The sequence below is a fragment of the Pseudomonas sp. ML96 genome (assembly GCF_000761545.1).
In the GTDB taxonomy this organism is placed as follows: domain Bacteria; phylum Pseudomonadota; class Gammaproteobacteria; order Pseudomonadales; family Pseudomonadaceae; genus Aquipseudomonas.
The window spans coordinates 102,695-127,545 of record NZ_JPMY01000013.1 but is presented as its reverse complement, the minus strand read 5'-3'; the positions used below and the strand labels follow the sequence as shown (position 1 = coordinate 127,545).

Sequence of the window (24,851 nt, the reverse complement as noted above, 5' to 3'; positions counted from 1 at the left end):
GTGCCGAGAGTAGCAGCTTTGCCTAGGGGCCACCAGCACCAAACATGGCCATTACGGTCAGAAAAATGACTCGCTATAGATTTGCAGTCACATGCTTGACCCGCGCATGAAAAAGCCCCTGGAACGGGGCTTTCGAGGATGCCGGCGTCCACCCCGCCGGCAGGGTGAAACTCAGGCGATGTCGCGCAGTTCGCGGCGCAGGATCTTGCCGACCGGGGTCATCGGCAGGGCGTCCTTGAGCACGATGTGCTTGGGCACCTTGTAGCCGGTGAAGTTTTCCTTGCAGTAGGCCTTGATCTCGTCGACGGTGACGCCGCCCTCGCGGGCCACGACGAACAGCTTGACCGCCTCGCCGGACTTCTCGTCCGGCACACCGATGGCGGCGCAGCTGGCCACCTTCGGGTGGGCCATGACCACGTCCTCGATCTCGTTCGGGTACACGTTGAAGCCGGAGACGATGATCATGTCCTTCTTGCGGTCGACGATGCGCGTATAGCCATCCGGGTCGATCACCGCGATGTCACCGGTCTTGAACCAGCCCTCGGCGTCCAGCACCTCGGCAGTGGCCTCTTCGCGCTGCCAATAGCCCTTCATCACCTGCGGACCCTTGATGCACAGCTCGCCACGCTCACCCAGCGGCTGCTCGACGCCGTTGTCGTCGATCACCTTGAGCGCGGTGCCGGCCACCGGGATGCCCACGGTGCCCAGGCGCGCCAGCTCGCCGTAGCAGTTGGTGGTAGCCACCGGCGAAGTCTCGGTCAGGCCGTAGCCTTCGACGATGGCGCAACCGGTCATCTGCTGCCAGCGCTCGGCGGTGGCCTTGACCAGCGCGGTACCGCCGGAGTTGGTCAGTTTCAAGTTGGAGAAGTCGAGGTTCTTGAACTCGGGGTTGTCCATCAGCGCGACGAACAGGGTGTTCAGGCCCAGCAGCGCGGAGAACTGCCACTTGCCCAGCTCCTTGACGAAGCCGGGGATGTCGCGCGGGTTGGTGATCAGCACATTGTGGTTGCCGCTGACCATCATGCACATGCAGTTCGCGGTGAAGGCATAGATGTGATAGAGCGGCAGCGGCGCGATCATGATCTCGCCGCCCTCCTTCATCAGCGGCTGGCCGTCGGCGCCGGTCTGCTGCAGGCAGTTGTGCACCTGCTGCATGTTGGCCACCAGGTTGCCGTGAGTGAGCATGGCGCCCTTGGCCACGCCGGTGGTGCCACCGGTGTACTGCAGCACGGCGACGTCATCCAGGGTCACCTTGGACGGCTGGAAGCCATGGCCCCTGCCGGCACGCAGCACGTCCTTGAACGACACGGCCTGCGGCAGCTGGTAGTCCGGCACCATCTTCTTCAGGTGCTTGACCGCGGCATTGATCAGCATGCCCTTGAGCGGCGACTGCATGTCACCCAGGCGTGCCTCGATCAGGTACTCGACCTGGGTATCGGGCAGTACTTCCTGCACCGACTTGCCGAAAGTATTGAGGTACACCAGCGCGCGCACACCGGCGTCATTGAACTGGTGGCGCATCTCACGCACGGTGTACAGCGGGTTGGTGTTGACCACGATCAGCCCGGCGCGCATGGCACCGAACACGGCGATCGGGTACTGCAGGATATTGGGCATCTGCACGGCGATGCGATCGCCGGGCTTGAGGTCGGTGTTCTTCTGCAGCCAGGCGGCGAAGGCCGCGGAATGGCGCTCCAGTTCGGCGTAGGTCAGCGTGACGCCGAGGTTGCTGAATGCCGGGCGATCGGCAAATTTCTTGCAGGACCGTTCGAACACTTCGACCACCGAGCGGTAGGTGGTCAGATCGATCTGGTTGGATACCCCGGCCGGGCGCTTGTCGTCCCAGAAGTCAGGTTGCATTGTTGTTATTCCCCTTGACCTAATGAACTGGCCGGCCTGCTGCCACGCGACCGGATTGCCCCGGAACTTAGCAGCTAGCAGACCAGAGGCAAATACCCGAGGCCCCCTCATTGACCGTATGAATCTTTACCATGCTTTTCCGACGATCCATGTCGCCCTGCGCTATAGCTAATACTGGCCTCCCCCACGGCATCCCCATGCGTCGATTCCTCGCCCTCGCCATCCCTCTTCTGCTCTGCCTGCCACTGGCCGCCGAGCCGCGCCTGGCCACCCTGGAATACCCGCCCTACACCTCGCAGCACATGCCCAATGGCGGCAGCATCGTCGAGCTGACCCGCCGCGCCTTCGCCACCCAGGGCTACGAGCCGCGCATCGACTTCATGCCCTGGGCCCGGGTGCGCGCCGAACTGCACAGCGGCCGCTACCAGGGCGCCCTGGCCCTATGGCCGCAGGAGATAAAGGAAGAGGACCTGATCGCCTCGCGCCCGCTGTTCTACAGCCAGCTCGGCATGTTCGTGCGCCGCCGCGATCCGCAGCCGTTCCAGTCCATCGACGATCTGCGCGGGCGCAAGGTGGGCATCGTGCGGGGCTACGGCTACCCGCCGCGCCTGCTCAACTCCGGCCTGCGCACCGAGGAGGCGGTGGACGACATCAGCAACCTGCGCAAGCTCGCCGCCCGCCGCTTCGACCTGGTGCTGCTGGAACGGGTGGTCGGCGAATACCTGGTGGCCAGCGACGACGAGCTGCGCGGCCGCCTGGTATGGCAGGAGCCTGCGCTGGAGCGCATCCCGCTGGTGCTCGGCTTCACCGAGCCGCGCGCCGGCCAGCCCGACTGGGCGGCCATCTTCGAGCGTGGCCTGCGCGAGTTGCACGCCAGCGGCGAGTACATGCTGATCCTCAAACGCCACAACGTCTGGCGTTAACGGCCCTTTGCGCGCCCGGCGCCGCGATGCACAATGCCGCGACTTCACCGGGCACAAGGACCGCCATGCAGCAACAAGAACTGTGGATCGACGCCAGCGACGGCACCGCGCTGCGCGTACTGCACTGGCCCACCGCAGCCGCGCCCAAGGCGCTGCTGATGATCGCCCACGGCATGGCCGAGCACGCCGAGCGCTATGCGCGCCTGGCCGAGACGCTCACCGAAGCCGGTTACGGCGTATACGCCCTCGACCAGCGTGGCCACGGCCGCACCGCCGAACGCGGCGTGCTCGGCCATTACGCCGACACGGATGGCTGGAGCAAAGTGGTCGGCGACCTCGCCACGCTCAACCACCACATCCGCCAGCAGCACCCGCGCGCGCCGATCTTCCTGCTCGGCCACAGCATGGGCAGCTACATCGGCATGGCCTACCTGATGCACCACAGCTGCAGCCTACAGGGCGCCATCCTGTCCGGCTCCAACTACCAGTCGCTGCCGCTGTACAAGGCAGCCAGTCTGATCACCCGCCTGGAACGCTGGCGCCTCGGCCCGACCGGGCGCAGCAAGCTGATCGACTTCCTCTCCTTCGGCTCGTTCAACAAGGCCTTCAAGCCCAACCGCACCGGCTTCGACTGGCTCAGCCGCGACCCGGCCGAAGTCGACAAGTACGTGACCGACCCGCTGTGCGGCTTCGTCTGTACCACGCAACTGTGGTGCGACCTGATGCATGGCTTCCAGCAGATCACCCCGGTCCGCAACCTGGCGCAGATCGACGCCGACCTGCCGCTGCTGGTGATCGGCGGCGACCATGACCCGGTCAGCGACGGCAAGCGCCTCGGCCACCTGGCCGGCGCTCTGCGTACCGCCGGCATCCGCGAGGTCGAACTGAAGATCTACCCCGAGGCCCGCCACGAGCTGCTCAACGAGAGCAATCGCGACGAGGTCACCAACTACCTGCGCGACTGGCTGGAGCGGACCCTGGCCCGCAGCCGCCAGTGCCCCACTCCTATCGAGGAACCCGTATGACCCAGGTCACCAACATCCCCTACGACAAGCTCGAAGTCGGCCAGCAGGCCAGCCTGGTGAAGACCGTGGAAGAGCGCGACGTACAGCTGTTCGCCGCCGTCTCCGGCGACAACAACCCGGTACACCTGGACGCCGCCTTCGCCGCCGAGACGATGTTCAAGGAGCGCATCGCTCACGGCATGTTCAGCGGCGCGCTGATCAGCGCGGCCATCGCTTGCAACCTGCCTGGCCCAGGCACCATCTACCTCGGCCAACAGCTCAAGTTCACCCGCCCGGTGAAGCTCGGCGACACTCTGACCGTGCAGCTGGAAGTGCTGGAGAAGCTGCCCAAGGGCCGCGTGCGCCTGGCCACCCGCGTGTTCAACCAGAACCAGGAGCAGGTGGTGGACGGCGAAGCCGAGGTCCTCGCCCCGCGCGCCGAGCAGACCCTGAGCATGCCGGAGATGCCGAAAGTCACCGTTGGCTGAAGCTCACCCCAAAAGCCAGCCGGGCCCAACTCGGCTGGCTTTTTCGTATATGGAACTGCAGAGATCGCTGGAAATGGAATTCTGGAAACCGAGTATTCGTAAGCTGGCAACTACCGCGATTCTCGTCGCAGTGTATTTCGTCAATTCTTGCTCATCGGCAGCAGTCAATGAGCTCTACAAAAGCATGCTGTTTGAGCGCTGGACGCAAATCCTCGAAAAGCATCAAGAGCAGCGTCAAATACCCTCGTTAGATGACATAACCCTGCAGGAACTGCAGGAGCTGACTCGAAGCGCCGAGTACCGCCAACTGACCCAACTGGGCTATCTCAAACAAGCTATTCAAGTGGCTTTCGGCCTATTTTTGGCCTACTTCGCCGCCTGCCTGATTCATCGCAGAAAGCAGCCAGAGCCCACGCACGCAACCGATACCTCTACTTCTCCCCCATCACCCTGACGCTCGCCGTCATCCCCGCGCTCAGCGCCAGGTCCTTGGGCAGATCCTCCAGTTCGATGCGCACCGGAATGCGCTGGGCCAGGCGCACCCAGTTGAAGGTCGGCTCGACGTTGGCCAGTAGCTGCGCATCGGCCACCGCGTTGCGGTCGGTGATGCCGCGGCTGATGCTCTGCACCTTGCCCTGCAGCACCAGGCCGCCGCTCATCAGCACCACCTCGGCCGGCGCACCGACGTGGATGCCCGGCAGCTTGGTCTCCTCGAAATAGGCCTGCACGTAGAAGGAGTCATCGGCCACCAGGGCCATCACCGCCTGGCCGGCCTGCACGTAGTTGCCCTGGGCCAGGTGCAGGTTGGTGACCTGGCCGGAGCGTGGCGCGCGCACCTCGCTGCGTTTCAAGTTGAGTTCGGCCAGGGTCACCTCGGCCTCGGCCTGCTGCAGCTCGGCGCGGGCGATCTCGGCGTTGATCTGGGCGTTCTCGCGCAGCTCGGCGCTGATCGCCTGCGGCCCCAGATGAGCGCGGCGCGAAGCCTCGTGCTGGCGCAGGTTGAGCTGCTGGCGGCGGGTCTGGGCCAGGGCCTTGGCCTTGTCGAGATTGGCCTGGTAGCGCTCGCGGTCGATGCTCATCAGCAGGTCGCCGGCTTTGACCTGCTGGTTGTCCTGCACCTTGAGCTCGAGCACCCAGCCGGACACGTCCGGGGCGATGGTGACCACGTCGGCGCGCACCCGCGCATCACGGGTCCAGGGCGCGTTCATGTAGAAGCCCCACAGCCAACAGCCGGCCAGCACGGCCACCAGTACCATCAGCAGGGTCACCGCTACGCGCGGAAGTGCACTCATCAGCTACTCCTCACCAGGTTGCCAGCAGGGCCACCAGGCCCGCCAGCACACAGACATACAGGGCGCAGTCGAACAGCGCCTCGTGCCAGATCCAGCGCGCCAACCCAGCGCGCTGCAGGCCCAGGCGCAACACGCCGGTCAGCAACAACGCAAGCAGCGCATACAGCAGCATCGGGCTGAGCAGCACGCCGCCCCACGCCCACTCACGCAAATCCATGAGCCCCTCCCGTTTGTTCGGCGCACCAGCGTCGCCAGCTATTGCGCAGTTGCAGCAAGGCCGCCTCGGCCAGCTGCAGTTCGATGGCCGGCGGCCGGTCGTGCAAGGCCCGCGTCAGCGCCTGAATGAAGGGATCAAGCGCCTCGCCACGGCTCGCCTGCGGCCCGTCGCGCAGCACCTGCTGCAGGCCGGCGAAGAAGCGCTGCTCGGCCTCGCGCGGAGCATTCGGCGCCGCCGCCAGGCAGGCGCGCAGGTGCAGCAGTTCATCGCCCAGGTCGAGGCTGTCGACGCCGTCGTCCCAGCGGCTGCGCCCGCCATCGGGCAGCTGCGGGTAGAAGCGCGCCAGCTGCAGCAGGCGATCGGCCATGCGCCCGCCGAACCAGTTCTCCGCGCCGCCGAGCGAGCGCGTGCACAGCCGCGCCAGGTCGTCGAGCGTTGCACGCAGCAGTCGCCGCCCATGCCACAGTGGATTGCGCAGCACCAGCAGGCGCAGCGCCAGCACCGCGCAACCGACACCGAGCAGCATGGCCAGCGCCGAATTGAGGAAGAAGGCGACGTCGTAGACCATGTCGTTGCGCGGCGCGCAGAGCACGATGAAGTGCAGACAGAAGGAGGTGGCGGCGCCGGCCAGCGTCGGCCGCGACATGGCCAGCAGGCCGAAGAACAACGGCACGCCCAGCGCCAGGCAGAGCAGCGGGAAACCGTTCCACTGCGGTAGCAACACCTGGCCGACGAAGAAGGCCACCGGCAGCGCATAGAGAATGCCGCGCAGGAAGGCCATGCCGATCAGGTCGGCGTTCTCGCGGCTGGCGAACAGGCTGCATACCACCGAGGCCAGCAGCATGGCGCCGCTCGCCGCCGGCCAGGCGGTGGCCAGCCAGAAAGCCGACAGCGCCAGCAGGGTCAGACAGCTGCGCAGGCCATAGACGGCAGCAGTCTGCACGTCGCGATGCCAGGACAATGGCGGCGGCGCATCCACCGGCGCCTCGCCGCGCTCCACCGCCAGCAGCGCCTCATGGGCGCGGCCGAGCTGACGCATCAGTAAGGCCATGCGTCCCAGGCAGTAACGCCGCACTGTTGGATGTTCTTCGGCCTGGGACTGCTCGCGCAGGCGCGCCATCAGCTCGGCATCCGGCCCGCGCTCGGGGTCAAGCAGGCGCGCCTGCAACTCAGCCATCCACGGCGCCAGGGCGTGTGCGTCGGTATCGTCGAGCTGGCGCCACTGCCGCGCCACGCCACGCGCCAGGCGCAGCAGACTGAGCAGCTCGCGGGTCAGGGCGCGCAGGCCACGGGCGCGCTGGCGGCCGCGCACGCCCTCGAACCAGGCGTGCTCACGCTGGGCATCCACCGCGACGATACGGCCCAGGGTCTCCAGCAGGCCACGCGGCCCGGCGCCCTGGCGCTGCAGCGCGGCGGCGGCCACCTGCACGCCGCCGAGCCAGGCCGCCCGTGCCTGGCCCACCAACTGCTGCTCGACGCGCTGTGGCCAGAGCACCGCGCTGACCACCATGGAACAGAGAATGCCGAGACAGATTTCGGTGCAGCGCGCCACCGCCTCGTCGAACACCGTCAGCGGCTTGCCGAATATCGGCAGGCAGATGATCGCCACGGTGTAGCCGGAGAGCACGAAGGCGTAGGCCCAGGCGCTGCGCAGCAGGGTCGAGGCCATGGTGCACAGCCCCAGCCACAGCGCCATCACCAGCAGGAACAACCAGGGCGCCTGGGCGAACAGGCCCATGAACACCACCGACAGCACGGTGCCGATCACCGTGCCCAGCAGCCGCGCCAGGCCCTTCTGCACCACCATGCCGGCCAGCGGCTGGGCGACGATGAAGGCGGTCATCAGCGCCCACTGCGGCTGGTCGAGGCCGAAACGGAAGGCACACCACAGCGCCAGCGCGCCGCTGAGCAGGGTCTTGCAGGCGAACTGCAAGGCCAGCGGGCTGGGGGCGAAGATGGCGGAAAGGAAATCGCGCACTGAGGCTACTACCTGACGACACACTCGCATTGAGGGTAGTTGGCCACGACCGGGGCGGCGAAATCATCCAAACCAATCGCCAGCGCAGCCGCACTAATCCCCTGTAACAGCTAATGGACGAGCGGCGCTTGCCACTAATTAATTAACTGTTTAATTATTTCAACATGAACAAACCACCCAAGACTCCGCGCGCTCCCGGGCGCCCCACCGCCGATGCCACGGCGCAGCGCGAGCTGCTGCTGAACACGGCTACCGACCTGTTCTCCAGCCAGGGCATCCAGGCCACCAGCCTGCGCGCCATCGCCGAGCGCACCGGGGTCACCCCGGCGCTGCTCAACTACTACTTCGGCGGCAAGGAAGGCCTGGTCGACGCCATGGTCGAGGAGCGCTTCCTGCCGCTGGTGATGGGCGCCGCCGAGGAGCTGCGCCAGGCCGGTGACGACCCGCAGGAACTGGTCGCCGCGTTTGTCCGCCACATGAGCCACAACGTCGCCGCCCACCCGTGGATCTCGCAGTTGTGGGTGCGCGAAATCCTCTGCGAAGGCGGCGTACTGCGCGAGCGCCTGATGGACCGCGTCGCCCCGCTGGTACCGCTGCTGCTGGCGCAGAAGTTCGCCGCGGCCCAGGCCCGCGGCGCGCTGAACCCCGAGCTCGACCCGCGCCTGCTGGTGGTCTCGCTGATCGGCGTCACCCTCCTCCCCTACGCTGCCGCACCGATCTGGCGCGGCGTGTTCGCCAACCCGCAGATCGGCAACGAAGCGCTGATCGCCCACACCCTCGCCCTGCTCAAGGGCGGTATGGAGCCCTGAGATGTACCCTGTGTCGTTCTCTCGTCCATTGTTGGCCGGGCTGCTCATGGTCAGCCTGGCCGCCTGCGACTCCGGCGGCGAACAGCTGCTGGGCACCCTGGAATGGGACCGCGTCGGCCTGCCCGCCGAGGCCTCGGAAACCATCCTCGCCTGGAAAGTGGCCGAGGGCGATCAGGTCACGGAGGGCCAGGCATTGCTGGAGCTTGACCCGCGCCGCCAGGACGCACGCATCGCCCAGGCCCGTGGCGAAGTGGACCAGGCCGCAGCGCGCCTGGCCGAGCTGAGCAACGGCGCGCGCAGCGAGACCATCGACTCGGCCCGCGCCACCCTGGCGCGCAACCGCGCCGAGCTGACCGACGCCGGACGCAACTTCACCCGTATCGCCGAGCTGTACCAGCGCAAGCAGGTGGCCATCGCCGAGCTGGACCGTGCCCGCGCCGCCCGTGACCAGGCCAGCGCCGCCACCCGCAGCGCTGAGGCACAGCTGCGTGAGCTGACCAACGGCACCCGCTCGGAGCAGATCGAACAGGCCGCCGCCGCCCTCGACGCCGCTCGCGGCAACTTGGCCCAGCTGCAAGTCGGCCGCGAGCACCTGAGCCTGCGCGCGCCGCGTGCCGGGGTGGTCGATGCCCTGCCGTTCAAGGTTGGCGACCAGCCACCGGCCGGCGCCGAGCTGGTCAGCCTGCTGGTCGGCGAGCAGCCCTATGCCCGCGTGTTCATCCCGGCCAGCATCCGCGCCCAGGTGCAGGTCGGCGATGTGATGAGCATCCATGTGCAGGGCATCGAACAGCCCTTCCAGGCCAAGGTGCGCAGCATCCGCAGCGAGGCCGCGTTCACTCCCTACTACGCGCTGACCGGCGACGACGCCAGCCGCCTGGTCTATCGCGCCGAACTGGTGCTGCAGGGCGAGGCCGCGCGCAAGCTGCCGGCCGGCCTGCCCTTGCACGCGGAGCGCGCCGCCGCGGAGCCGCAGCAATGAACGGCAATGAGCTGGTGATCCGCGCCCGCGGCCTGAGCAAGCGCTTCGGCCAGCTCACCGCAGTGGATCACCTCGACCTCAGCGTGCCGCGCGCCGAGGTATTCGGCTTCCTCGGCCCCAACGGCTGCGGCAAGTCCACCACCATCCGCATGCTCTGCGGCCTGCTGCTGCCCAGCGAGGGCGAGGTGGAGGTGCTCGGTTACCAGATCCCGCGTGACGCCGAGGAGCTGAAGCGGCGCATCGGCTACATGACGCAGAAGTTCTCGCTGTACGAGGACCTCACAGTGCAGGAGAACCTGGAATTCCTCGCCGCCGTGCAGGGCATCAATCGCCGCGAGACCCGCGAGCGCATCGACGAGCTGCTGGAGAGCTACTGGCTGGCGGACCGTCGCAAGCAGATGGCCGGCACAATGAGCGGCGGGCAGAAGCAGCGCCTGGCCCTGGCCGGCGCCGTGCTGCACAAGCCCGACCTGCTGCTGCTCGACGAGCCGACCAGCGCCGTCGACCCGCAGTCGCGCCGCGAGTTCTGGGATTCGCTGTTCGAGCTGGCCGAGGAAGGTACCACCCTATTGGTCTCCACCCACTACATGGACGAGGCCGAGCGCTGCACGCGCTTAGGCATTCTCGACGCCGGCCGTCTGGTCGCCGATGGCAGCCCGCGCGAGCTGATGGACGCCCTGCCCGGCCAACCGCTGCTGGTCGAGTGCGCCCAGCCACGCGATGCCCAGCGCGCCCTGCAGGGCCACCCGGCGGTGCTGGCCACGGCGCAGATCGGCGCCACCCTGCGCGTGCTGTGTGAAGCCGATGGCAACCGCGACGAGATCGCCGCCGTGCTGCGCAAGGCCGGCGTCGACGCCCAGCTGCGCGACGGCGAGGCCAACCTGGAGGACGTGTTCGTCGCCGTCACCCGCAAGCCGCTGGAGGCCCGCCCATGAACCTGCGCCGCATGGGCGCCATCGTGCTCAAGGAGCTGCGCCAGCTGCGCCGCGACAAGCTGACCTTCGTCATGATCGCCGGCGTGCCGCTGCTGGAACTGGTGCTGTTCGGCTACGCCATCAACATGGACGTGCGCGGCATCGACGCCGCCGTGCTCAACCAGGCCAATACCGCGCAATCGCGCGAGGTGGTGGCGGAGATCGCCTCCAGCCAGGTGATCAACGTCAAGTACCAGCTGGATAACCCGCGGGAGATCGACCGCCTGCTGCGCGAGGGCCGCATCAACGCCGCGCTGGTGGTGCCCAGCGACTTCGAGGCGCGCCTGCAGCGCAAGGACCGCCCACCGCTGCAACTGGTGATCGACGGCTCGGACCAGAGCATCCAGGCCTCGGCGCGCCAGCTGGCCGCCTACCCGCTGCCTGGCTGGGAGAGCCAGCAGGGCGTGGAAGTGGTGAACTTCTACAACCCGGAACGCCTGGCGCCGCTGAACACCGTGCCTGGCCTGCTCGGGGTGATCCTGACCATGACCATGGTGCTGTTCACCGCCGTGGCGCTGGTCCGGGAGCGCGAGCATGGCAACCTGGAGCTGCTGATCGCCACGCCGGTGTCGCCCTGGGAGCTGACCATCGGCAAGGTGCTGCCCTTCATCGGCATCGGCCTGATTCAGGTCACGGTGATCCTGGTGGCCGGGCACTGGCTGTTCGGCGTGCCGGTACGCGGCTCGCTGCTCGACCTGTACGGCGCCTCGCTGCTGTTCATCGTCGCCAGCCTGGCCCTCGGCGTGTGGCTGTCGACCCTGGCCAAGACCCAGTTCCAGGCCATGCAGATGGCCTTCTTCACCTTCCTGCCGCAGATCCTGCTGTCCGGCTTCATGTTCCCCATCGCCGGCATGCCCAAGGCGGCGCAGTGGGTCGCCGAGTTCATGCCGCTGACCCATTACCTGCGCCTGGCGCGCGGCATCATGCTGCGCAATGCGGGTTTGCATGAACTGTGGCTGGAGGTATTGATCCTAATAGTGTTCTGCGTGGCATTGCTGGGCCTGGCGGTGACGCGCATCCACAAGCGCCTGGACTGACGCGATGTTTAAGCGGATGTGTCGCGGTAACACGGCGGCCATCCGCAGGCACTATGCTCGGGCCAGCTAACGACGACGAGGCACGCCATGCGACGACGCGTCCCCGCTCTTCCCATGATCGCCCTGCTGCTCGGCATCACCCTGCTGAGCGCCTGCAGCCGCCTCGACCTAGCCTACCGCAACCTCGACCGCCTGCTGACCTGGCGCATCGACAGCTACCTCGACCTCAACGCCGAGCAGAAGGCCTGGCTCAAGCCGCGCCTGGACCAGCACCTGGCCTGGCACTGCAGCACGCAACTACCACAACTGACCCACTGGCTGGACCAGGACCGCGCCGACCTGGCCGATGGCCGGCTGGATGCGGCGCACTTCCAGGCCCGCTTCGCCGAGCTGCGCCAGGCCCTGGGCGAGGTCTCCAGCGAGATCGGCCCAACCGCCGCCGGCCTGCTGCAGCAGCTCACCCCGCTGCAGGTGCAGCAGCTGCGCGAGCAGATGGCCAAGGAGAACGAGAAGCTGCGCCGCGAGTTCGTCGAACCGCCGCTGGCTGAACAGATCACCAAACGCGCGGAGAGCACCGAGGAGCGCCTGGATCCCTGGTTCGGTGATCTGAGCAGCCAGCAGCAGGCCATGGTGCGCACCTGGGCCGAGCAGCGCGGCGAACAGAACCGTCTGTGGCTGGACAGCCGCGAGCGTTGGCAGGCCGCGCTATTGCAGGAGCTGGAAGGCCGGCGCAGCGCCGACTTCCCGCAGCGCCTCGAACACCTGCTGAACGAGCGGCAGAGCTACTGGACCGAGGCCTACCGCGAATCCTTCAACGAGGGTGAGCGCAGTCTGGCCGAGCTACTTGGCCAGCTGGTGGCCAGTGCCGACGCGGCGCAGCACCAGCGCCTGCAGGACAGCCTCGGCGCCCTGCGCGAGGACATCGCCGGACTGAGCTGCGCTACGCCGGCAGAGCCGGCAGTTGCCAGTCGATCGGAGTGAGACCGCACTGCTTGAGGTACTGGTTGGTGCGACTGAAATGGCCGTTGCCGAGGAAGCCGCGGTAGGCCGACAGCGGTGACGGATGCGCCGACTTCAGCACCAGATGGCGGGTGGTATCGATCAGTTTCTGCTTGCTCTGCGCGTGCGAACCCCAGAGCAGGAACACCAGGTTGCCCGGCCGCGCATTGACCGCCTCGATCACCTTGTCGGTGAACGGCTGCCAGCCCTTGTCGGCGTGCGAGCCGGCGCTGGCCTGCTGCACGGTCAGCGAGGTGTTGAGCAGCAGTACGCCCTGCTCGGCCCAGCTCTGCAGGTAACCGTGCGCGGGAATGTCGATGTTCAGGTCGCGCTTGAGCTCCTTGAAGATGTTCACCAGCGAGGGCGGCGCCGGCACGCCCGGCTGCACCGAGAAGCACAGGCCGTGAGCCTGGCCGGGGCCGTGGTACGGGTCCTGGCCGATGATCACCACCTTGACCTGCTCCAGCGGCGTGGAGTTGAGCGCATTGAAGATCAGCGGGCCCGGCGGGTAGATCACCTTGCCGGCGGCCTTCTCGGCGCGCAGGAATTCGCTCAGCGCCGTCATGTAGGGCTTGTCGAACTCTTCGCGCAGGGCTTCCTTCCAGCCCGGCTCAAGTTTGATGCGGTCGTCGGCGCTCATGCGGCAGTCCTGCTGAAAAAACGAAAACGGCACGCTAGGGAAGCCACCCGGCCAAGTCAAGGCTGATGCCTGCCCATCACGCCGGTGGATGCATTTGGTCCGGCTGCCGAAGCCGGCTAAGACTGCAAGCTCCCCCACCCGCAGGAGCAAGGATCATGGCCACTAGCGAGACCACCGGCGGCATCAGCCGCGAACGCCTGGAGCAGGCACTGCAACATTCCACCTTCGCCCAGCTGTTGGGCGCCGAACTGCTCGACTTCGCCCCGGGCAAGGTCAGCCTGCAGGTGGCCAGCCGTCCGGACCTGTGCCAGCACCACGGCTACATGCACGGTGCGGTAGTCGGCTTCATGGTCGACAGCGGCTGCGCCTGGGCAGCGGCCTCGATGGTCGGCGACGTGGTCACCAGCGAGTACAAGCTCAACCTACTGGCCCCGGCCCTCGGCGAGCGCCTGGTGTGCCGCAGCGAAGTGCTCAAGGCCGGCCAGCGCCAGGCGGTGTGCCGCGCCGACGTGTTTGCCGTCAAGGATGGCGCGGAGAAGCTGATCGCCACCGGGCTGGCGACCATCGCCCGGGTCTGAGCACGCAGTCCGTCCGATCACCCTTGGCCTGGTGCAGATGCCCACTAGGCTTGAGGGTGAAACAACGGACGGAGATTGCCGCATGGATGAGTATCCAGATGGTCTGAAATTTTCGCTCTACTTCAACTTCCTCAAGGGCAACGCCAAGGTCCCGCAGATGCCCGAGACCTCGCTGCGCCTGCGCGAGCTACTGGCCTCCGAGCGCGCCTCGCTGGAGCAGGTGACGCGCCTGCTGCACAGCAACCCACCGCTGGCCGCCTACCTGCTGCAGTTCGCCGAAAGCCCCCTGCTGCGCGGCAGCCGGCCGGGCATCAGCCTGCAGGAAGTGATTTCGCGCCTGGGCCTGCAGCGCCTGAACAATCTGGTGCTGACTTTCACCATCCATCACCTGTTCACCCAGAACGATCCGGTGCTGCTCAAGGTATTTCGTGCGCGCTGGAACGCCTCGCTGCTGTGCGCGGCCTACAGCGCCTGCCTGTCCCAGGAGCTGACACGCCTGCCGCTGGAAGACGCCATGCTCGCCGGCCTGGTGCAGGACATCGGCAGCCTGCCGGTGATCGACGAGGTGCAGAGCTGGTACGGCAAGGTGCCCACGGAAGCGGAGTTGCTGACGCTGTGCGACGAGCTGTCGGCGGACGTCGGGGTGATCGTGCTGACCAGCTGGAAGCTGCCGCAGCCGCTGATCGAATGCGCCCGCCTGCGCGCGCAGTGGGACCGCAACCACCCGCGCCCCGCCGACCTGATCGACGTGGTGCAGGTCGCGCGCTGCCTGGCATCTGGCGATGACGAGTTGCTGCTCCAGTTGCCGGCCTGGCAACAGCTGGTCGGCCAGGGCGCCGACGCACTGAGCCCGGCGCAGTTGCGCGACAACATCGGCGAGCCCGTGCGCTTCTGGTTCAAGCTGCTCGGCGGCAAGAGCGCCTAGGCCGCCAGCGGCTGGTGCTCGCGGCAGATCAGCTCGGCCTCGGGCGCCGTCAGCGGCTCCTGGGTCAGGCCGCAGAACGGCGCACCGTCGCGCTGCTGATGGAAGCGGCAGGTGCGGCACAGGCCGAAGCCCGGCACATCCTCGCTGCGCTGGATCTGTCGTAGCAGATCGCCGAACAGCTCCTCCAGCGCCGGCGCGCGCTCGCCCATCTGCTCCAGCGCCGCCACCAGGAACTGCGGTGGCGCGACGGCCGCCAGCAGCTCGCGCGCCTGTGCGGTTAGCTGCAGATGCACGCTGCGCCGGTCATGCGGGTCCTGCACCTTCTCGATCAGGCCCTTGGCCTCCAGCGCCTTGAGCGACTGCGACACCGTGCCCTTGGTCAGGCCCAGATAGTCGGTCACCGCCAGCGGCGTATTGGAGTAGCGGTTGCAGCGCGACAGGTAGATCAGCGCACTGACCTGAATCGGCTGCAGCTCCGCCAGCAGCGGGTGCTGGCGGTTCCAGATGCGCATCAGGCTGGTCAGGCGTTCGAGCAGGTCGAAGAGGGTCGTGGCGGTCATATCATCACTCCTGTCGAAATATAGTATCGACTAAAAACCATATTGACAAAGACCGCAACGAGAGTAGCCTTCGCATCAGTATCGAATCGATACCAAATTAACTTGAAGGAGACTCGAAATGACCACTGCACGCTTCTACCACGCCGGCTGCCCCGTTTGCGTCTCGGCCGAACAGACCCTGCTCAACCTGCTGGACCCGGCCATCAAGGTCGAGGTCGTGCACCTCGGCGAGCGCCCGCAGCGCGTGGCTGAAGCCGAACAGGCCGGCGTCAAGTCGGTGCCCGCGCTGGTGGTCGATGGCCAGGTGCTGCACCTGAACTTCGGCGCCTCCATCGACGACCTGAAATAAGGAGCCGGCCATGAAAGCCCCCTTCGCTTTCGCGCTCACCGCGCTCCTCGCCAGCCAGGCCTGGGCCCATGGCCCCGGTGGCATCCACAGCGAGAAGACCGCCAAGGTCGACGCCGCCTTCGACCTGGTACACACCCGCGTCTTCAAGGACGGCAGCGACCTGGTGTTCGAGCAACTGGTCGACGGCAAGGCCGGTAGCCGCGTGCCCACTGCCAAGGGCAGCTTCGCCGCCGCCGAGGTGTACAGCTACGTCTGGCCGACCAGCCTGGACGCCGGCAGCGTCGGCTTCGAACAGGGCTCGGGCATCCTCGCCCTGGCGCTGACCTCGCACCCGGACTTCGACGACACCCCGCAGTTGGATGAAAACGGCGACGGCAAGCAGGACAACGACGGCGGCCTGTGGCACTCGCACTGGGTAGTGCTGACCAAGGATGCGACCTGCGGCCCTGCCGGCCTCAAGGTGCGCGACATCCCCGAGGGCGCCAAACCCAAGCTGCCGGCCACCTGGCCTGGCGCACCGATCTACATCGACTCGCCCGGCTATGACCTCAGCGTGCAGGACGATGCCGCGCGCATCCGCGTACCACTGGCCGCCGTCGGCTTCCCGCAGAGCTTCAACTACGACGGCGTGACCGCCGCCCTGCAGGTCAACGCCGACCTGCACAACCCGCTGCTGTGCGTCTCCAGCGTGTGGGACGTGGCCTCCGGCAACCTGTCGCTGCCGGCCACCTGGAAAGAGGAGAAGTGACATGAACGTGAAAGTGTTCGACACCCACGTGCGCACGGTCGATGGCGGTTACCTACACTTCGACGTGCTCATCGAAGGCAACGATCAGGCGCTCGCCGCCCGCTACGCCCGCGAATGGCTCGCCAGCCGCGGCGTGGAGGATGCCGACGTATCACAGAGTCGCTGCCAGTTCTGCCACAGCGAACCGGCCCACCCCGAGGTGGCCGCGGCCATCGCCCAGCAGGGCTACTTCATCATCCCGCTGCAGGGTTGCTAGGAGGAACCACCATGAACGCGTATCAGCCCCTGAACTGCGATCTGCACGACTTTCTGGAGATCGCTTGCATGCACGGCTACCGCCTGCAGGTCGAGTTGGCCGAGGGTCCGAGCTTCGTGGCCAAGGCGCTGGATACGCGCACGGCCCCGAGCAAGGAAGAGTTCCTCGTCCTGCAGACCGAGGCCGGCAAGCAGGAGGTGCGCCTCGACCGCCTGCTGGCCATCACCCCGCTCGACCCCGGCGCCAGTTTCGGCCGGGTGGAGCTGGCGGGAATGATCTGCTCGATCTGACCGCGCAAATGGGCTAAAGCAAAAGGCCGTGGACTCTCCAGTCCACGGCCTTTTGCTTTAGCCCTGGTGCAACGCCCGGTAGTGACTGGGCGCCATGCCCACCACCTTCCTGAACAGCCGCGAGAAGTAATAGGGATCGTCGTAGCCCAGTTGCTCGGCGATCTGCCGTACTTCCAGGCTGCCCTGGTCGAGCAGGCGGCAGGCCTGGGCCATCTTCAGCTGGATGAAGTCCTGGATCGGCGCGTGGCCGGTCAGGGCGCGGTAGGTCTTGGCGAAGTGGAAGCGCGACAGCTTGAACTGCGCGGCCAGTTCGTCGAGGTTGAGGCTGCCGTGCAGGTGGCTGCGCATCACCGCCTGCACCGCGTCCACGTCCAGCACCCGCCCGGACTTCAGCGTGGTGCGCGCCGGCAGCACGGCCAGCGAGCTGAGTAGAGCCTGCAGCTGGTGGGCGGCGTGGATGAAGTGTGCCGGGTTGAGGCCCTGGCGGTGCAGGCCGAGCAGCGCCTCGAAGTCCGCCAGCAGGCGTGGCTGCACGCCGATGCGGCGCACGCCGGGTTTGCCCAGCAGGCGCAGAAGGTCGTCGCACAGGGCGCCATCGAAATGCACCCAGTGGATGGTCCAGGGCCGTTCCGGGTCGGCGCCGTAGGTGTGCGCAAGGCCCTTGGGCAATAGCAGCAGGTCGCCGCCGCCAACCTGTAATCGTCCATCCCCGCTGTCCAGCCAGCCACGCCCGGCACGGCAGTAAATCAACAAGTGATCGTCCGGCTGCGGGCGCTGCATGCGGTGCCCGGCGGCCTCCGGGTAGAAGCCAAGGGCCAGCGGATAGCAGCCGGCGGACAACGGATGACGGGCCAGCACGCGGCGCAGCCGAGGCGGCACGATAAAGCGCAGGCCATTGGCCGGCAGTGGCCAGTTGGAGGTTTCCACCGAGGCGTTCATGGCGCCCTCTTTCTTGTTCGAATGCCAAGATCGTCCATCCCGTGAGCAAGATCGTCAATCCACAGCCTCGCGCCGGGCGGCTATAACTGGCCCACACAAGAACAACAGGAGGCCCACGATGCCCCAGGTGATCCCGCAGCTGATCGACGGCCAGTGGCAAGCCAGCCACGCCCGCGAACTGATCGAAGTGACCGACCCGGCCACCCAGGAAGTCCTGGCCCTGGCGCCCAAGGCCACCCACGAGGAGATCGAGGCGGCCATCGCCGGCGCCAAGAAGGCCTTCCTCAGCTGGCGCGAGGTGCCGGTACCGGAGCGCGCGCGACTGATGCTGCGCTACCAGCACCTGCTCAAGGAACACCACGACGAGCTGGCCGAGATTCTCGCCGCGGAGACCGGCAAGACCTTCGCCGATGCCAAGGGCGATGTCTGGCGCGGCATCGAGGTGGCCGAGCACGCGGCCAACATCTGCAGCCTGATGATGGGCGAGACGGTCGAGAACGTCGCCCGCGAGATCGACACCGCCAGCTGGATCCAACCACTCGGCGTGTGCGTCGGCATCACCCCGTTCAACTTCCCGGCGATGATCCCGCTGTGGATGTTCCCGCTGGCCATCGCCTGCGGCAACACCTTCATCCTCAAACCCTCCGAGCAGGACCCGCTGACGCCCAACCGTCTGGCCGAACTGTTCGTCGAGGCCGGCGCACCGGCTGGCGTGCTGCAGGTGCTGCACGGTGGCCGCGAGGTGGTCGACGCCCTGCTCACCCACGAGGATATCCGCGCCATCTCCTTCGTCGGCTCGGTGCCGGTGGGCCAGCACATCTACCGCACCGGCACCCAGCATCTGAAGCGCGTGCAGGCCTTCGCCGGCGCGAAGAACCACATGGTGATCATGCCCGACGCGCCGAAGGACCAGGTGCTCAGCAACCTGCTCGGTGCCAGCTGTGGCGCCGCCGGGCAGCGCTGCATGGCGATCAGCGTGGCGGTGTTCGTCGGCGAGTCGAAGCAGTGGATCGACGAGCTGGCCGCACAGATGGCCGAGCTCAAGCCAGGCCACTGGAAAGACCCGAGTTCCGCCTATGGCCCACTGATCAGCCAGCAGGCCAAGCAGCGCGTGCAGAAGCTGATCGCCGAGGGCAAGGCGGAAGGCGCCGAGTGCCTGCTCGACGGCTCGCAGTGCGAGGTGGCCGGCTATCCCAATGGCAACTGGCTGGGCCCGACCCTGTTCCGCGGCGTGACCACCCGCATGAGCCTGTACCGTGAGGAGATCTTCGGCCCGGTGCTGGTGTGCATGGAGGTCGACACCCTGGAGCAGGCCATCGAGCTGGTCAACGCCAGCCCCTATGGCAACGGCACCTCGATCTTCACCCGCTCAGGCGGCGCCGCGCGCCACTACCAGCACGCGGTGGAAGTCGGCCAGGTGGGCATCAACGTGCCGATCCCGGTGCCGCTGCCGTTCTTCTCCTTCACCGGCTGGAAGGGCTCGTTCTATGGCGACCTGCACGCCTACGGCAAGCAGGCGGTGCGTTTCTATACCGAGACCAAGACCGTCACCAGCCGCTGGTTCGATGACACTCCGGTGACGGGACCGAATATGACCATTCAACTGAAGTGAGACCTGACTCACCTCAATAAGCGACGACTAAGACGAAAAGACAATGCCTCCGCGTTCGCCAGGGCTGCACAGTCGGCCCCGGCACAACAAGAACAAGGAGCCATTGATGAAACGACTGACTGCCTGTCTGGCCCTCTGGGCCGGACTCACCGCCGTCGCGCAGGCGGCCGAGCCGATTACCCTCGGCCTCAGCTACCCGCGCACCGGCAGCTACAAGGAAGAAGGACTGGCACAGATGCGCGGAGCCCTGCTGGCCATCGACGAGCTGAACGCCAAGGGCGGCGTGCTCGGCCGCCCGCTGCGGCTGTCCAGCCTGGACGACGCCTCGCGCCCGGAGAAGGCCGCGCGCAACGTCGACAAGCTGGCTGGCGAAGGCGCCGCCATGCTCTTCGGTGGCGCCTCCAGCGCGGCTGCCATCGCCGCCGGCAAGCGCGCCAGGGAACATGGCCTGCTGTACTTCGGCACCCTCACCTACTCCAACGACACCACCGGCAAGGACGGCCACCGCTACCTGTTCCGCGAGTGCAACAGCGCCTGGATGAGCGCCCGCGTGCTCGGCCAGTACCTGGCCAAGAACCTGCCGGACAAGCGCTACTTCTACGTCACCGCCGACTACACCTGGGGCAACACCACCGAGAGCTCGCTGCGCGAGACCACCGGCACCCAGGACGGCGCGCGCAACCCCGGCCTCAAGGTGCCCTTCCCCGGCGCGCGCATGGCCGACTACCAGAACGCCCTGACCCAGGCCGCGCAGAGCGACGCCGAGGTGCTGGTCCTGGTGCTGTTCGGCGAGGACCTGGTGCGCGCCATGCGCGTGGCCGAGAACCTCGGCCTGACCCGCAAGGTGCAGATCGTCGCGCCCAACCTGACCCAGGGCATCGTCGAGCAGGCCGGCCCCGGCCTGATGGAAGGCGTACTCGGCACCGAACCCTGGACCTGGCGCGTACCCGAGCTGGAAGGCAGCCAGGCTGGCCAGGCTTTCGTGCGCAACTTCGGCGAACGCTACGAGGTCTACCCCTCCAGCGCCGCCGCCTCGGCCTACAGCATCGTCATGCAATGGGCGGACGCCGTCGGCCGCACCCGCAGCCTGGACAGCGAGGCGCTGATCGGCGCCCTGGAGGGCCACGACTACAGCCTGCTCAAGGGCCCGCAGCAGTGGCGCGGCTTCGACCACCAGAACGTGCAGACGGTGTACGCGGTGCGGGTGAAGAGCCGCGCCGAGGTCATGGCCTCGCCGCGTCATCAGGATTACTTCGAGATCGTCCACCGTCTGGACGGCAACCAGGCCGCCCCCAGCCTCGCCGAATGGCAGGCCGAACGGCGCGCTGCCGGCCAGCCCACGACACTGCAGTGAGAGCCTATGGACTTTGAGCTGAACGAGGAACAACGCCTGCTGGTCGACAGCGCCCGCGCCTTCGCCGCGCGGGAACTGGCGCCACATGCCGCCGACTGGGACCGCGAGCATCACTTCCCGGTGGAAGTAATCCGCCGCGCCGCCGAGCAGGGCTACCTGGCCCTGTACATCGGCGAGGAAGACGGCGGCCTCGGCCTGTCGCGCCTGACCAGCTCGCTGATCTTCGAACAGCTCGCCGCCGGCTGCGTGGCCACCACGGCTTACCTGACCATCCACAATATGGCCACCTGGATGCTCGCCAGCTTCGCCGACCAGGCGCTGAAAGACACTTGGCTGGCCGGGCTGACCACGGGTGAACTGCTGGCTTCCTACTGCCTGACCGAACCGGACGCCGGCTCCGACGCCGCCCACCTGCGCACCCGTGCTCGCCGTGACGGCGACGAGTACGTGCTGGACGGCAGCAAGTGCTTTATCTCCGGCGCGGGCTCGACCGATGTGCTGATCGTCATGGCACGCACCGGCGAGGACGGCGCCAAGGGCATCTCCTGCTTCCTGGTGCAGGCCAATGCCGAGGGTGTGAAGTACGGGCGCAACGAGGACAAGATGGGCTGGAAGGCGCAGCCGACCCGCACCATCAGCTTTGAGGGTGTGCGCATTCCCATCGGCAACCGCATCGGCCCCGAAGGCCAGGGCTTCGTCTATGCCATGAAGGGCCTGGACGGCGGCCGCCTGAACATCGCCAGCTGCTCGCTGGGCGCGGCCCAGGCAGCGCTGGAACAATCGCTGCGCTATGTCGAAGAGCGCAAGCAGTTCGGCAAGCCGCTCAGCGAATTCCAGGCCCTGCAGTTCAAGCTGGCCGATATGCTCACCGATTTAACGGCGAGTAGGCAGATGGTGCGCCTGGCCGCGCACAAGCTGGACAATCGCCATGGCGAGGCCAGCCTGTATTGCGCCATGGCCAAGCGCTTCGCCACCGACCACTGCTTCGCCGTGTGCAACGAGGCCCTGCAGCTGCACGGCGGCTACGGTTACCTCAATGACTACCCGCTGGAGCGCTGGGTGCGCGACAGCCGCGTACACCAGATACTGGAAGGGACCAACGAGATCATGCGGGTGATCGTCGCCCGCCGCCTGCTGGACCAGGGCGGCATGCTCGATCGCCTGCTGTAAGCCACGAGGATCATTCATGACCACTGCCATCGAAGCCTACAAACCCGGCGTCTTCGACCTGACCCACAAGCTCACCGTGGAGAAGCACGGCCACACTGCGCTGATCACCATCAACCACCCGCCGGCCAACACCTGGGACCGCGACTCGCTGATCGGCCTCAAGCAGATCGTCGAGCACCTCAACCGCGACGACGACGTCTACGCCCTGGTGGTAACCGGCCAGGGCAGCAAGTTCTTCAGCGCCGGCGCCGACCTCAACCTGTTCGCCGACGGCGACAAGGCCCGCGCCCGCGAGATGGCGCGGCGCTTCGGCGAAGCCTTCGAGACCCTGCGCGACTTCCGTGGCGTATCCATCGCCGCGATCAACGGCTACGCCATGGGCGGCGGCCTGGAATGCGCCCTGGCCTGCGACATCCGCATCGCCGAACGCCAGGCGCAGATGGCCCTACCGGAAGCCACCGTCGGCCTGCTGCCCTGCGCCGGCGGCACGCAGAACCTGCCCTGGCTGATCGGCGAAGGCTGGGCCAAGCGCATGATCCTCTGCGGCGAGCGCATCGACGCCGAGACCGCCCTGCGCATCGGCCTGATCGAGCAGGTGGTGGACAGCGGCGAAGCCCGTGGCACTGCCCTGCTGCTGGCAGCCAAGGTGGCGCGGCAGAGCCCGGTGGCGGTGCGCACCATCAAGCCGCTGATCCAGGGCGCCCGCGAGCGTGGCCCGAACAGCTGGCTCTCCGAGGAGCGCGAGCGCTTCGTCGACCTGTTCGACGCCGACGACACCCGCGAAGGCGTCAACGCCTTCCTCGAGAAACGCGACGCCCAGTGGCGCAACAAGTGACCTCCACCATGAACATGCATTTCGAAGAACGCCCCGCCCTGCACGGCTACCGCATCGGCATCGCCAGCCTGGACGCGGAGAAGAGCCTCAACGCCCTGACCCTGCCGATGATCGAGGCGCTGGATGCCAAGCTGAAGCAATGGGCCGAGGACGAGCACATCGCCTGCGTGCTGCTGCGCGGCAACGGGCCCAAGGCCTTCTGCGCCGGCGGCGATGTGGTGCAGCTGGTACAGCAGTGCCGCGAACATCCCGGCGAGGTACCGCCGCTGGCGCGCCGCTTCTTCGCCGACGAATACCGCCTCGACCATCGCATCCACACCTACCCGAAACCGCTGCTGTGCTGGGCCCACGGCCACGTGCTGGGCGGCGGCATGGGCCTGATGCAGGGCGCAGCCATCCGCATCGTCACCCCGAGCAGCCGCCTGGGCATGCCGGAGATCAATATCGGCCTGTACCCGGATGTCGGCGGCAGCTGGTTCCTCGCCCGCCTGCCGGGCAAGCTCGGCCTGTTCCTCGGCCTCACCGCCGCCAGCATCAACGCCCGCGACGCCCTGGACCTGGACCTTGCCGACCGCTTCCTGCGTGACGACCAACAGGACACGCTGATCGAGGGCCTGGTGCAGATGAACTGGCAACACCAGGCGCCGGAGCAGCTCAACAGCCTGCTGCGCGCCCTGGAGCACGAGGCCCGCCCAGACCTGCCGCCGGCGCAGTGGCTGCCGCGCCGCGAGCGCATCGACGCCCTGCTCGACCTGGCCGACCTGCCCGCCGCCTGGCACGCCCTCACCGCTCTGCATGGCGACGACGACCTGCCGCTGGCCCGCGCCGCCAAGACCCTGGCCGCCGGCTGCCCGCTGACCGCGCACCTGGTCTGGGAACAGATCCGCCGCGCCCGTCACCAGTCGCTGGCCGAGGTGTTCCGCATGGAATACGCCATGAGCCTGAACTGCTGCCGCCACCCGGAATTCCCCGAGGGCGTGCGCGCCCGCCTGATCGATAAGGACCAGGCGCCGAAGTGGCGCTGGCCCGATCCGGCGACTATTCCAGCGGCGGTGATCGAGGCGCACTTCGCCCCGGTCTGGGAAGGCGCCCACCCGCTGGCGGACCTCTAACCATCACCCTGAGGAGAACAACAACAATGACTCAGATCGCCTTTATCGGCCTCGGCCACATGGGCCTGCCCATGGCCCGCAACCTGCTCAAGGCCGGTTTCGCCGTGACCGCTTTCGACCTGGTCGCCGAGGCCCTCGCCGCCTTCGCCGAGGACGGTGGCAAGACCGCCGCCAGCGCCGCCGAGGCCGTCAAGGGCGCGACCGTGGTGGTCAGCATGCTGCCGGCCAGCCGCCATGTGGAAGGCCTGTACCTGGGTGACAGCGGCCTGCTGCAGCAGATCGCGCCCGGCAGCCTGGTGCTGGAATGCTCGACCATCGCCCCAGATGCAGCGCGCAAGGTACACACAGCTGCCACAGCCAAGGGCATCGCCCTGCTCGACGCGCCGGTCTCCGGTGGTACCGCTGGCGCTGCGGCCGGCACCCTGACCTTTATGGTCGGCGGTAAGGCAGATGATTTGGAAAAGGCCCGGCCGATTCTCGCCGCCATGGGCAAGAACATCTTCCACGCCGGCCCAGACGGTGCCGGCCAGGTGGCCAAGGTGTGCAACAACCAGCTGCTCGCCGTACACATGATCGGCACCGCCGAGGCCATGGCTCTGGGCGTGGCCAGCGGTCTCGATCCGGCCGTACTGGCCGAGATCATGCGGCAAAGTTCGGGCGGCAACTGGAGCCTGGAGAAGTACAACCCCTGGCCGGGGGTGATGGAGAGCGTGCCGGCGTCCAAGGGCTACAGCGGCGGCTTTATGGCCGAACTGATGACCAAAGACCTCGGCCTGGCCCAGGAGGCCGCGCAGGCCACCGGCAGCAGTACGCCGATGGGCGCATTGGCCCTGCAGATCTACCGCATGCTGCTCAAGCAGGGTGACGGCAAGCTGGACTTCTCCGCCGTACAGAAGCTGTTCGTCGAATGAAGAATGGAGCGT

General features: G+C 67.2%; 28 protein-coding genes. 21 read left to right on the top strand and 7 right to left on the bottom strand.

Annotated features, from left to right (window positions below; all coding sequences use genetic code 11):
• Positions 1–171: 171 nt before the first annotated feature.
• On the bottom strand, positions 172–1,860 hold the full coding sequence (gene fadD2, locus IP89_RS11360; protein WP_043309613.1) for a long-chain-fatty-acid--CoA ligase FadD2: 1,689 nt from the start codon (positions 1,858–1,860) through the stop codon (positions 172–174).
• Positions 1,861–2,057: 197 nt separating this feature from the next.
• Between fadD2 and IP89_RS11355 the strand changes: the two genes are divergently transcribed.
• The 4 genes from IP89_RS11355 to IP89_RS11340 all read left to right on the top strand — a co-directional run bounded on the left by IP89_RS11355 (position 2,058) and on the right by IP89_RS11340 (position 4,729).
• Positions 2,058–2,783 (top strand): ABC transporter substrate-binding protein, encoded by a 726-nt coding sequence (locus IP89_RS11355; RefSeq protein WP_043309612.1) that lies wholly within the window; start codon positions 2,058–2,060, stop codon positions 2,781–2,783.
• Between the two features lie 65 nt (positions 2,784–2,848).
• Positions 2,849–3,808 (top strand): alpha/beta hydrolase, encoded by a 960-nt coding sequence (locus IP89_RS11350; RefSeq protein WP_043309611.1) that lies wholly within the window; start codon positions 2,849–2,851, stop codon positions 3,806–3,808.
• On the top strand, positions 3,805–4,275 hold the full coding sequence (locus tag IP89_RS11345; protein ID WP_043309610.1) for a MaoC family dehydratase: 471 nt from the start codon (positions 3,805–3,807) through the stop codon (positions 4,273–4,275). Before IP89_RS11350 ends, IP89_RS11345 begins: the two co-directional genes overlap by 4 nt.
• A 73-nt stretch (positions 4,276–4,348) precedes the next feature.
• Positions 4,349–4,729 carry a hypothetical protein gene (locus IP89_RS11340; RefSeq protein WP_043309609.1) on the top strand — a complete coding sequence of 127 codons (381 nt, stop codon included), beginning with the start codon at positions 4,349–4,351 and terminating at the stop codon, positions 4,727–4,729.
• On the opposite strand, the gene IP89_RS11335 is transcribed toward IP89_RS11340, so the two are convergent.
• From IP89_RS11335 to IP89_RS11325, 3 genes are read right to left on the bottom strand one after another with little or no spacing between them, the layout of a single operon-like run.
• Positions 4,707–5,567 (bottom strand): efflux RND transporter periplasmic adaptor subunit, encoded by an 861-nt coding sequence (locus IP89_RS11335; protein WP_043309608.1) that lies wholly within the window; start codon positions 5,565–5,567, stop codon positions 4,707–4,709. The genes IP89_RS11340 and IP89_RS11335 overlap by 23 nt on opposite strands.
• Before the next feature lie 10 nt (positions 5,568–5,577).
• Positions 5,578–5,784, bottom strand: coding sequence for a DUF1656 domain-containing protein (locus IP89_RS11330; protein WP_043309607.1), 207 nt, complete (start codon positions 5,782–5,784; stop codon positions 5,578–5,580).
• Complete coding sequence (locus IP89_RS11325; RefSeq protein WP_156115037.1) at positions 5,771–7,792, bottom strand: FUSC family protein; 2,022 nt, start codon at positions 7,790–7,792, stop codon at positions 5,771–5,773. The genes IP89_RS11330 and IP89_RS11325 overlap by 14 nt, the downstream gene beginning before the upstream one ends.
• Positions 7,793–7,926: 134 nt before the next feature.
• On the opposite strand from IP89_RS11325, the gene IP89_RS11320 reads away from it, so the two are divergent.
• From IP89_RS11320 to IP89_RS11300, 5 genes are all read left to right on the top strand, one after another.
• Positions 7,927–8,571, top strand: coding sequence for a TetR/AcrR family transcriptional regulator (locus IP89_RS11320; protein ID WP_043309605.1), 645 nt, complete (start codon positions 7,927–7,929; stop codon positions 8,569–8,571).
• Position 8,572: 1 nt separating this feature from the next.
• On the top strand, positions 8,573–9,550 hold the full coding sequence (locus IP89_RS11315; protein WP_052081045.1) for an HlyD family secretion protein: 978 nt from the start codon (positions 8,573–8,575) through the stop codon (positions 9,548–9,550).
• A complete protein-coding gene (locus IP89_RS11310) occupies positions 9,547–10,485 on the top strand; it encodes an ABC transporter ATP-binding protein (protein ID WP_043309604.1) in 939 nt (312 codons plus the stop codon). The genes IP89_RS11315 and IP89_RS11310 overlap by 4 nt, the downstream gene beginning before the upstream one ends.
• The gene (locus IP89_RS11305; RefSeq protein ID WP_043309603.1) at positions 10,482–11,561 is read left to right on the top strand and encodes an ABC transporter permease; all 1,080 of its coding nucleotides are present in this window, start codon (positions 10,482–10,484) and stop codon (positions 11,559–11,561) included. The genes IP89_RS11310 and IP89_RS11305 overlap by 4 nt, the downstream gene beginning before the upstream one ends.
• A gap of 87 nt (positions 11,562–11,648) precedes the next feature.
• Positions 11,649–12,542 (top strand): DUF6279 family lipoprotein, encoded by an 894-nt coding sequence (locus IP89_RS11300; RefSeq protein WP_043309602.1) that lies wholly within the window; start codon positions 11,649–11,651, stop codon positions 12,540–12,542.
• Here the strand turns inward: IP89_RS11300 and ung are convergent.
• Complete coding sequence (ung, locus tag IP89_RS11295) at positions 12,502–13,200, bottom strand: uracil-DNA glycosylase (RefSeq protein WP_043309601.1); 699 nt, start codon at positions 13,198–13,200, stop codon at positions 12,502–12,504. The genes IP89_RS11300 and ung overlap by 41 nt on opposite strands.
• Positions 13,201–13,355: 155 nt before the next feature.
• Between ung and IP89_RS11290 the strand changes: the two genes are divergently transcribed.
• A complete protein-coding gene (locus IP89_RS11290; RefSeq protein ID WP_043309600.1) occupies positions 13,356–13,778 on the top strand; it encodes a PaaI family thioesterase in 423 nt (140 codons plus the stop codon).
• A gap of 82 nt (positions 13,779–13,860) precedes the next feature.
• Positions 13,861–14,703 (top strand): HDOD domain-containing protein, encoded by an 843-nt coding sequence (locus tag IP89_RS11285; RefSeq protein WP_043309599.1) that lies wholly within the window; start codon positions 13,861–13,863, stop codon positions 14,701–14,703.
• Here the strand turns inward: IP89_RS11285 and IP89_RS11280 are convergent.
• Positions 14,700–15,263: a MarR family winged helix-turn-helix transcriptional regulator gene (locus tag IP89_RS11280; RefSeq protein ID WP_043309598.1), complete on the bottom strand. Its 564-nt coding sequence runs from the start codon at positions 15,261–15,263 to the stop codon at positions 14,700–14,702. The genes IP89_RS11285 and IP89_RS11280 overlap by 4 nt on opposite strands.
• A 118-nt stretch (positions 15,264–15,381) precedes the next feature.
• Here IP89_RS11280 and IP89_RS11275 point away from each other — a divergent pair, with 118 nt between their 5' ends.
• From IP89_RS11275 to IP89_RS11260, 4 genes are read left to right on the top strand one after another with little or no spacing between them, the layout of a single operon-like run.
• Positions 15,382–15,612, top strand: coding sequence for a glutaredoxin domain-containing protein (locus tag IP89_RS11275; RefSeq protein ID WP_043309597.1), 231 nt, complete (start codon positions 15,382–15,384; stop codon positions 15,610–15,612).
• A gap of 10 nt (positions 15,613–15,622) precedes the next feature.
• Positions 15,623–16,360, top strand: coding sequence for a hypothetical protein (locus tag IP89_RS11270; RefSeq protein ID WP_043309596.1), 738 nt, complete (start codon positions 15,623–15,625; stop codon positions 16,358–16,360).
• Position 16,361: 1 nt separating this feature from the next.
• The gene (locus tag IP89_RS11265; RefSeq protein WP_043309595.1) at positions 16,362–16,616 is read left to right on the top strand and encodes a DUF2024 family protein; all 255 of its coding nucleotides are present in this window, start codon (positions 16,362–16,364) and stop codon (positions 16,614–16,616) included.
• Between the two features lie 11 nt (positions 16,617–16,627).
• Complete coding sequence (locus tag IP89_RS11260; RefSeq protein WP_043309594.1) at positions 16,628–16,906, top strand: Rho-binding antiterminator; 279 nt, start codon at positions 16,628–16,630, stop codon at positions 16,904–16,906.
• Positions 16,907–16,963: 57 nt separating this feature from the next.
• Here IP89_RS11260 and IP89_RS11255 read toward each other — a convergent pair whose 3' ends face one another.
• Positions 16,964–17,845: an AraC family transcriptional regulator gene (locus IP89_RS11255; protein WP_043309593.1), complete on the bottom strand. Its 882-nt coding sequence runs from the start codon at positions 17,843–17,845 to the stop codon at positions 16,964–16,966.
• Between the two features lie 118 nt (positions 17,846–17,963).
• Here IP89_RS11255 and IP89_RS11250 point away from each other — a divergent pair, with 118 nt between their 5' ends.
• From IP89_RS11250 to mmsB, 6 genes are all read left to right on the top strand, one after another.
• Entirely contained in the window at positions 17,964–19,457 is a 1,494-nt protein-coding gene (locus tag IP89_RS11250) for a CoA-acylating methylmalonate-semialdehyde dehydrogenase (protein WP_043309592.1), read from the top strand.
• 106 nt (positions 19,458–19,563) lie between these two features.
• A complete protein-coding gene (locus tag IP89_RS11245; RefSeq protein WP_043309591.1) occupies positions 19,564–20,811 on the top strand; it encodes an ABC transporter substrate-binding protein in 1,248 nt (415 codons plus the stop codon).
• Between the two features lie 6 nt (positions 20,812–20,817).
• Entirely contained in the window at positions 20,818–21,981 is a 1,164-nt protein-coding gene (locus tag IP89_RS11240) for an isobutyryl-CoA dehydrogenase (protein ID WP_043309590.1), read from the top strand.
• Between the two features lie 16 nt (positions 21,982–21,997).
• Positions 21,998–22,816: an enoyl-CoA hydratase gene (locus tag IP89_RS11235; protein ID WP_043309589.1), complete on the top strand. Its 819-nt coding sequence runs from the start codon at positions 21,998–22,000 to the stop codon at positions 22,814–22,816.
• Positions 22,817–22,824: 8 nt separating this feature from the next.
• Positions 22,825–23,928 carry an enoyl-CoA hydratase/isomerase family protein gene (locus IP89_RS11230; protein ID WP_043309634.1) on the top strand — a complete coding sequence of 368 codons (1,104 nt, stop codon included), beginning with the start codon at positions 22,825–22,827 and terminating at the stop codon, positions 23,926–23,928.
• A 26-nt stretch (positions 23,929–23,954) separates the two neighbouring features.
• Entirely contained in the window at positions 23,955–24,839 is an 885-nt protein-coding gene (gene mmsB, locus IP89_RS11225) for a 3-hydroxyisobutyrate dehydrogenase (protein WP_043309588.1), read from the top strand.
• Positions 24,840–24,851 lie beyond the last annotated feature (12 nt).

Bases quoted from the DNA above. Each gene is read 5' to 3' on its own strand.
- mmsB (WP_043309588.1), top strand. From the start codon at position 23,955: ATGACTCAGATCGCCTTTATCGGCCTCGGCCACATGGGCCTGCCCATG.
- IP89_RS11310 (WP_043309604.1), top strand. From the start codon at position 9,547: ATGAACGGCAATGAGCTGGTGATCCGCGCCCGCGGCCTGAGCAAGCGC.
- IP89_RS11275 (WP_043309597.1), top strand. From the start codon at position 15,382: ATGACCACTGCACGCTTCTACCACGCCGGCTGCCCCGTTTGCGTCTCG.
- IP89_RS11340 (WP_043309609.1), top strand. From the start codon at position 4,349: ATGGAATTCTGGAAACCGAGTATTCGTAAGCTGGCAACTACCGCGATT.
- IP89_RS11270 (WP_043309596.1), top strand. From the start codon at position 15,623: ATGAAAGCCCCCTTCGCTTTCGCGCTCACCGCGCTCCTCGCCAGCCAG.
- IP89_RS11330 (WP_043309607.1), bottom strand. From the start codon at position 5,784: ATGGATTTGCGTGAGTGGGCGTGGGGCGGCGTGCTGCTCAGCCCGATG.
- IP89_RS11240 (WP_043309590.1), top strand. From the start codon at position 20,818: ATGGACTTTGAGCTGAACGAGGAACAACGCCTGCTGGTCGACAGCGCC.
- IP89_RS11255 (WP_043309593.1), bottom strand. From the start codon at position 17,845: ATGAACGCCTCGGTGGAAACCTCCAACTGGCCACTGCCGGCCAATGGC.
- IP89_RS11265 (WP_043309595.1), top strand. From the start codon at position 16,362: ATGAACGTGAAAGTGTTCGACACCCACGTGCGCACGGTCGATGGCGGT.
- IP89_RS11245 (WP_043309591.1), top strand. From the start codon at position 19,564: ATGAAACGACTGACTGCCTGTCTGGCCCTCTGGGCCGGACTCACCGCC.
- ung (WP_043309601.1), bottom strand. From the start codon at position 13,200: ATGAGCGCCGACGACCGCATCAAACTTGAGCCGGGCTGGAAGGAAGCC.
- IP89_RS11285 (WP_043309599.1), top strand. From the start codon at position 13,861: ATGGATGAGTATCCAGATGGTCTGAAATTTTCGCTCTACTTCAACTTC.
- IP89_RS11290 (WP_043309600.1), top strand. From the start codon at position 13,356: ATGGCCACTAGCGAGACCACCGGCGGCATCAGCCGCGAACGCCTGGAG.
- IP89_RS11355 (WP_043309612.1), top strand. From the start codon at position 2,058: ATGCGTCGATTCCTCGCCCTCGCCATCCCTCTTCTGCTCTGCCTGCCA.
- IP89_RS11235 (WP_043309589.1), top strand. From the start codon at position 21,998: ATGACCACTGCCATCGAAGCCTACAAACCCGGCGTCTTCGACCTGACC.
- IP89_RS11250 (WP_043309592.1), top strand. From the start codon at position 17,964: ATGCCCCAGGTGATCCCGCAGCTGATCGACGGCCAGTGGCAAGCCAGC.
- IP89_RS11260 (WP_043309594.1), top strand. From the start codon at position 16,628: ATGAACGCGTATCAGCCCCTGAACTGCGATCTGCACGACTTTCTGGAG.
- IP89_RS11345 (WP_043309610.1), top strand. From the start codon at position 3,805: ATGACCCAGGTCACCAACATCCCCTACGACAAGCTCGAAGTCGGCCAG.
- IP89_RS11315 (WP_052081045.1), top strand. From the start codon at position 8,573: ATGTACCCTGTGTCGTTCTCTCGTCCATTGTTGGCCGGGCTGCTCATG.
- IP89_RS11335 (WP_043309608.1), bottom strand. From the start codon at position 5,567: ATGAGTGCACTTCCGCGCGTAGCGGTGACCCTGCTGATGGTACTGGTG.
- IP89_RS11305 (WP_043309603.1), top strand. From the start codon at position 10,482: ATGAACCTGCGCCGCATGGGCGCCATCGTGCTCAAGGAGCTGCGCCAG.
- IP89_RS11320 (WP_043309605.1), top strand. From the start codon at position 7,927: ATGAACAAACCACCCAAGACTCCGCGCGCTCCCGGGCGCCCCACCGCC.
- IP89_RS11350 (WP_043309611.1), top strand. From the start codon at position 2,849: ATGCAGCAACAAGAACTGTGGATCGACGCCAGCGACGGCACCGCGCTG.
- IP89_RS11325 (WP_156115037.1), bottom strand. From the start codon at position 7,792: ATGCGAGTGTGTCGTCAGGTAGTAGCCTCAGTGCGCGATTTCCTTTCC.
- IP89_RS11230 (WP_043309634.1), top strand. From the start codon at position 22,825: ATGAACATGCATTTCGAAGAACGCCCCGCCCTGCACGGCTACCGCATC.
- fadD2 (WP_043309613.1), bottom strand. From the start codon at position 1,860: ATGCAACCTGACTTCTGGGACGACAAGCGCCCGGCCGGGGTATCCAAC.
- IP89_RS11280 (WP_043309598.1), bottom strand. From the start codon at position 15,263: ATGACCGCCACGACCCTCTTCGACCTGCTCGAACGCCTGACCAGCCTG.
- IP89_RS11300 (WP_043309602.1), top strand. From the start codon at position 11,649: ATGCGACGACGCGTCCCCGCTCTTCCCATGATCGCCCTGCTGCTCGGC.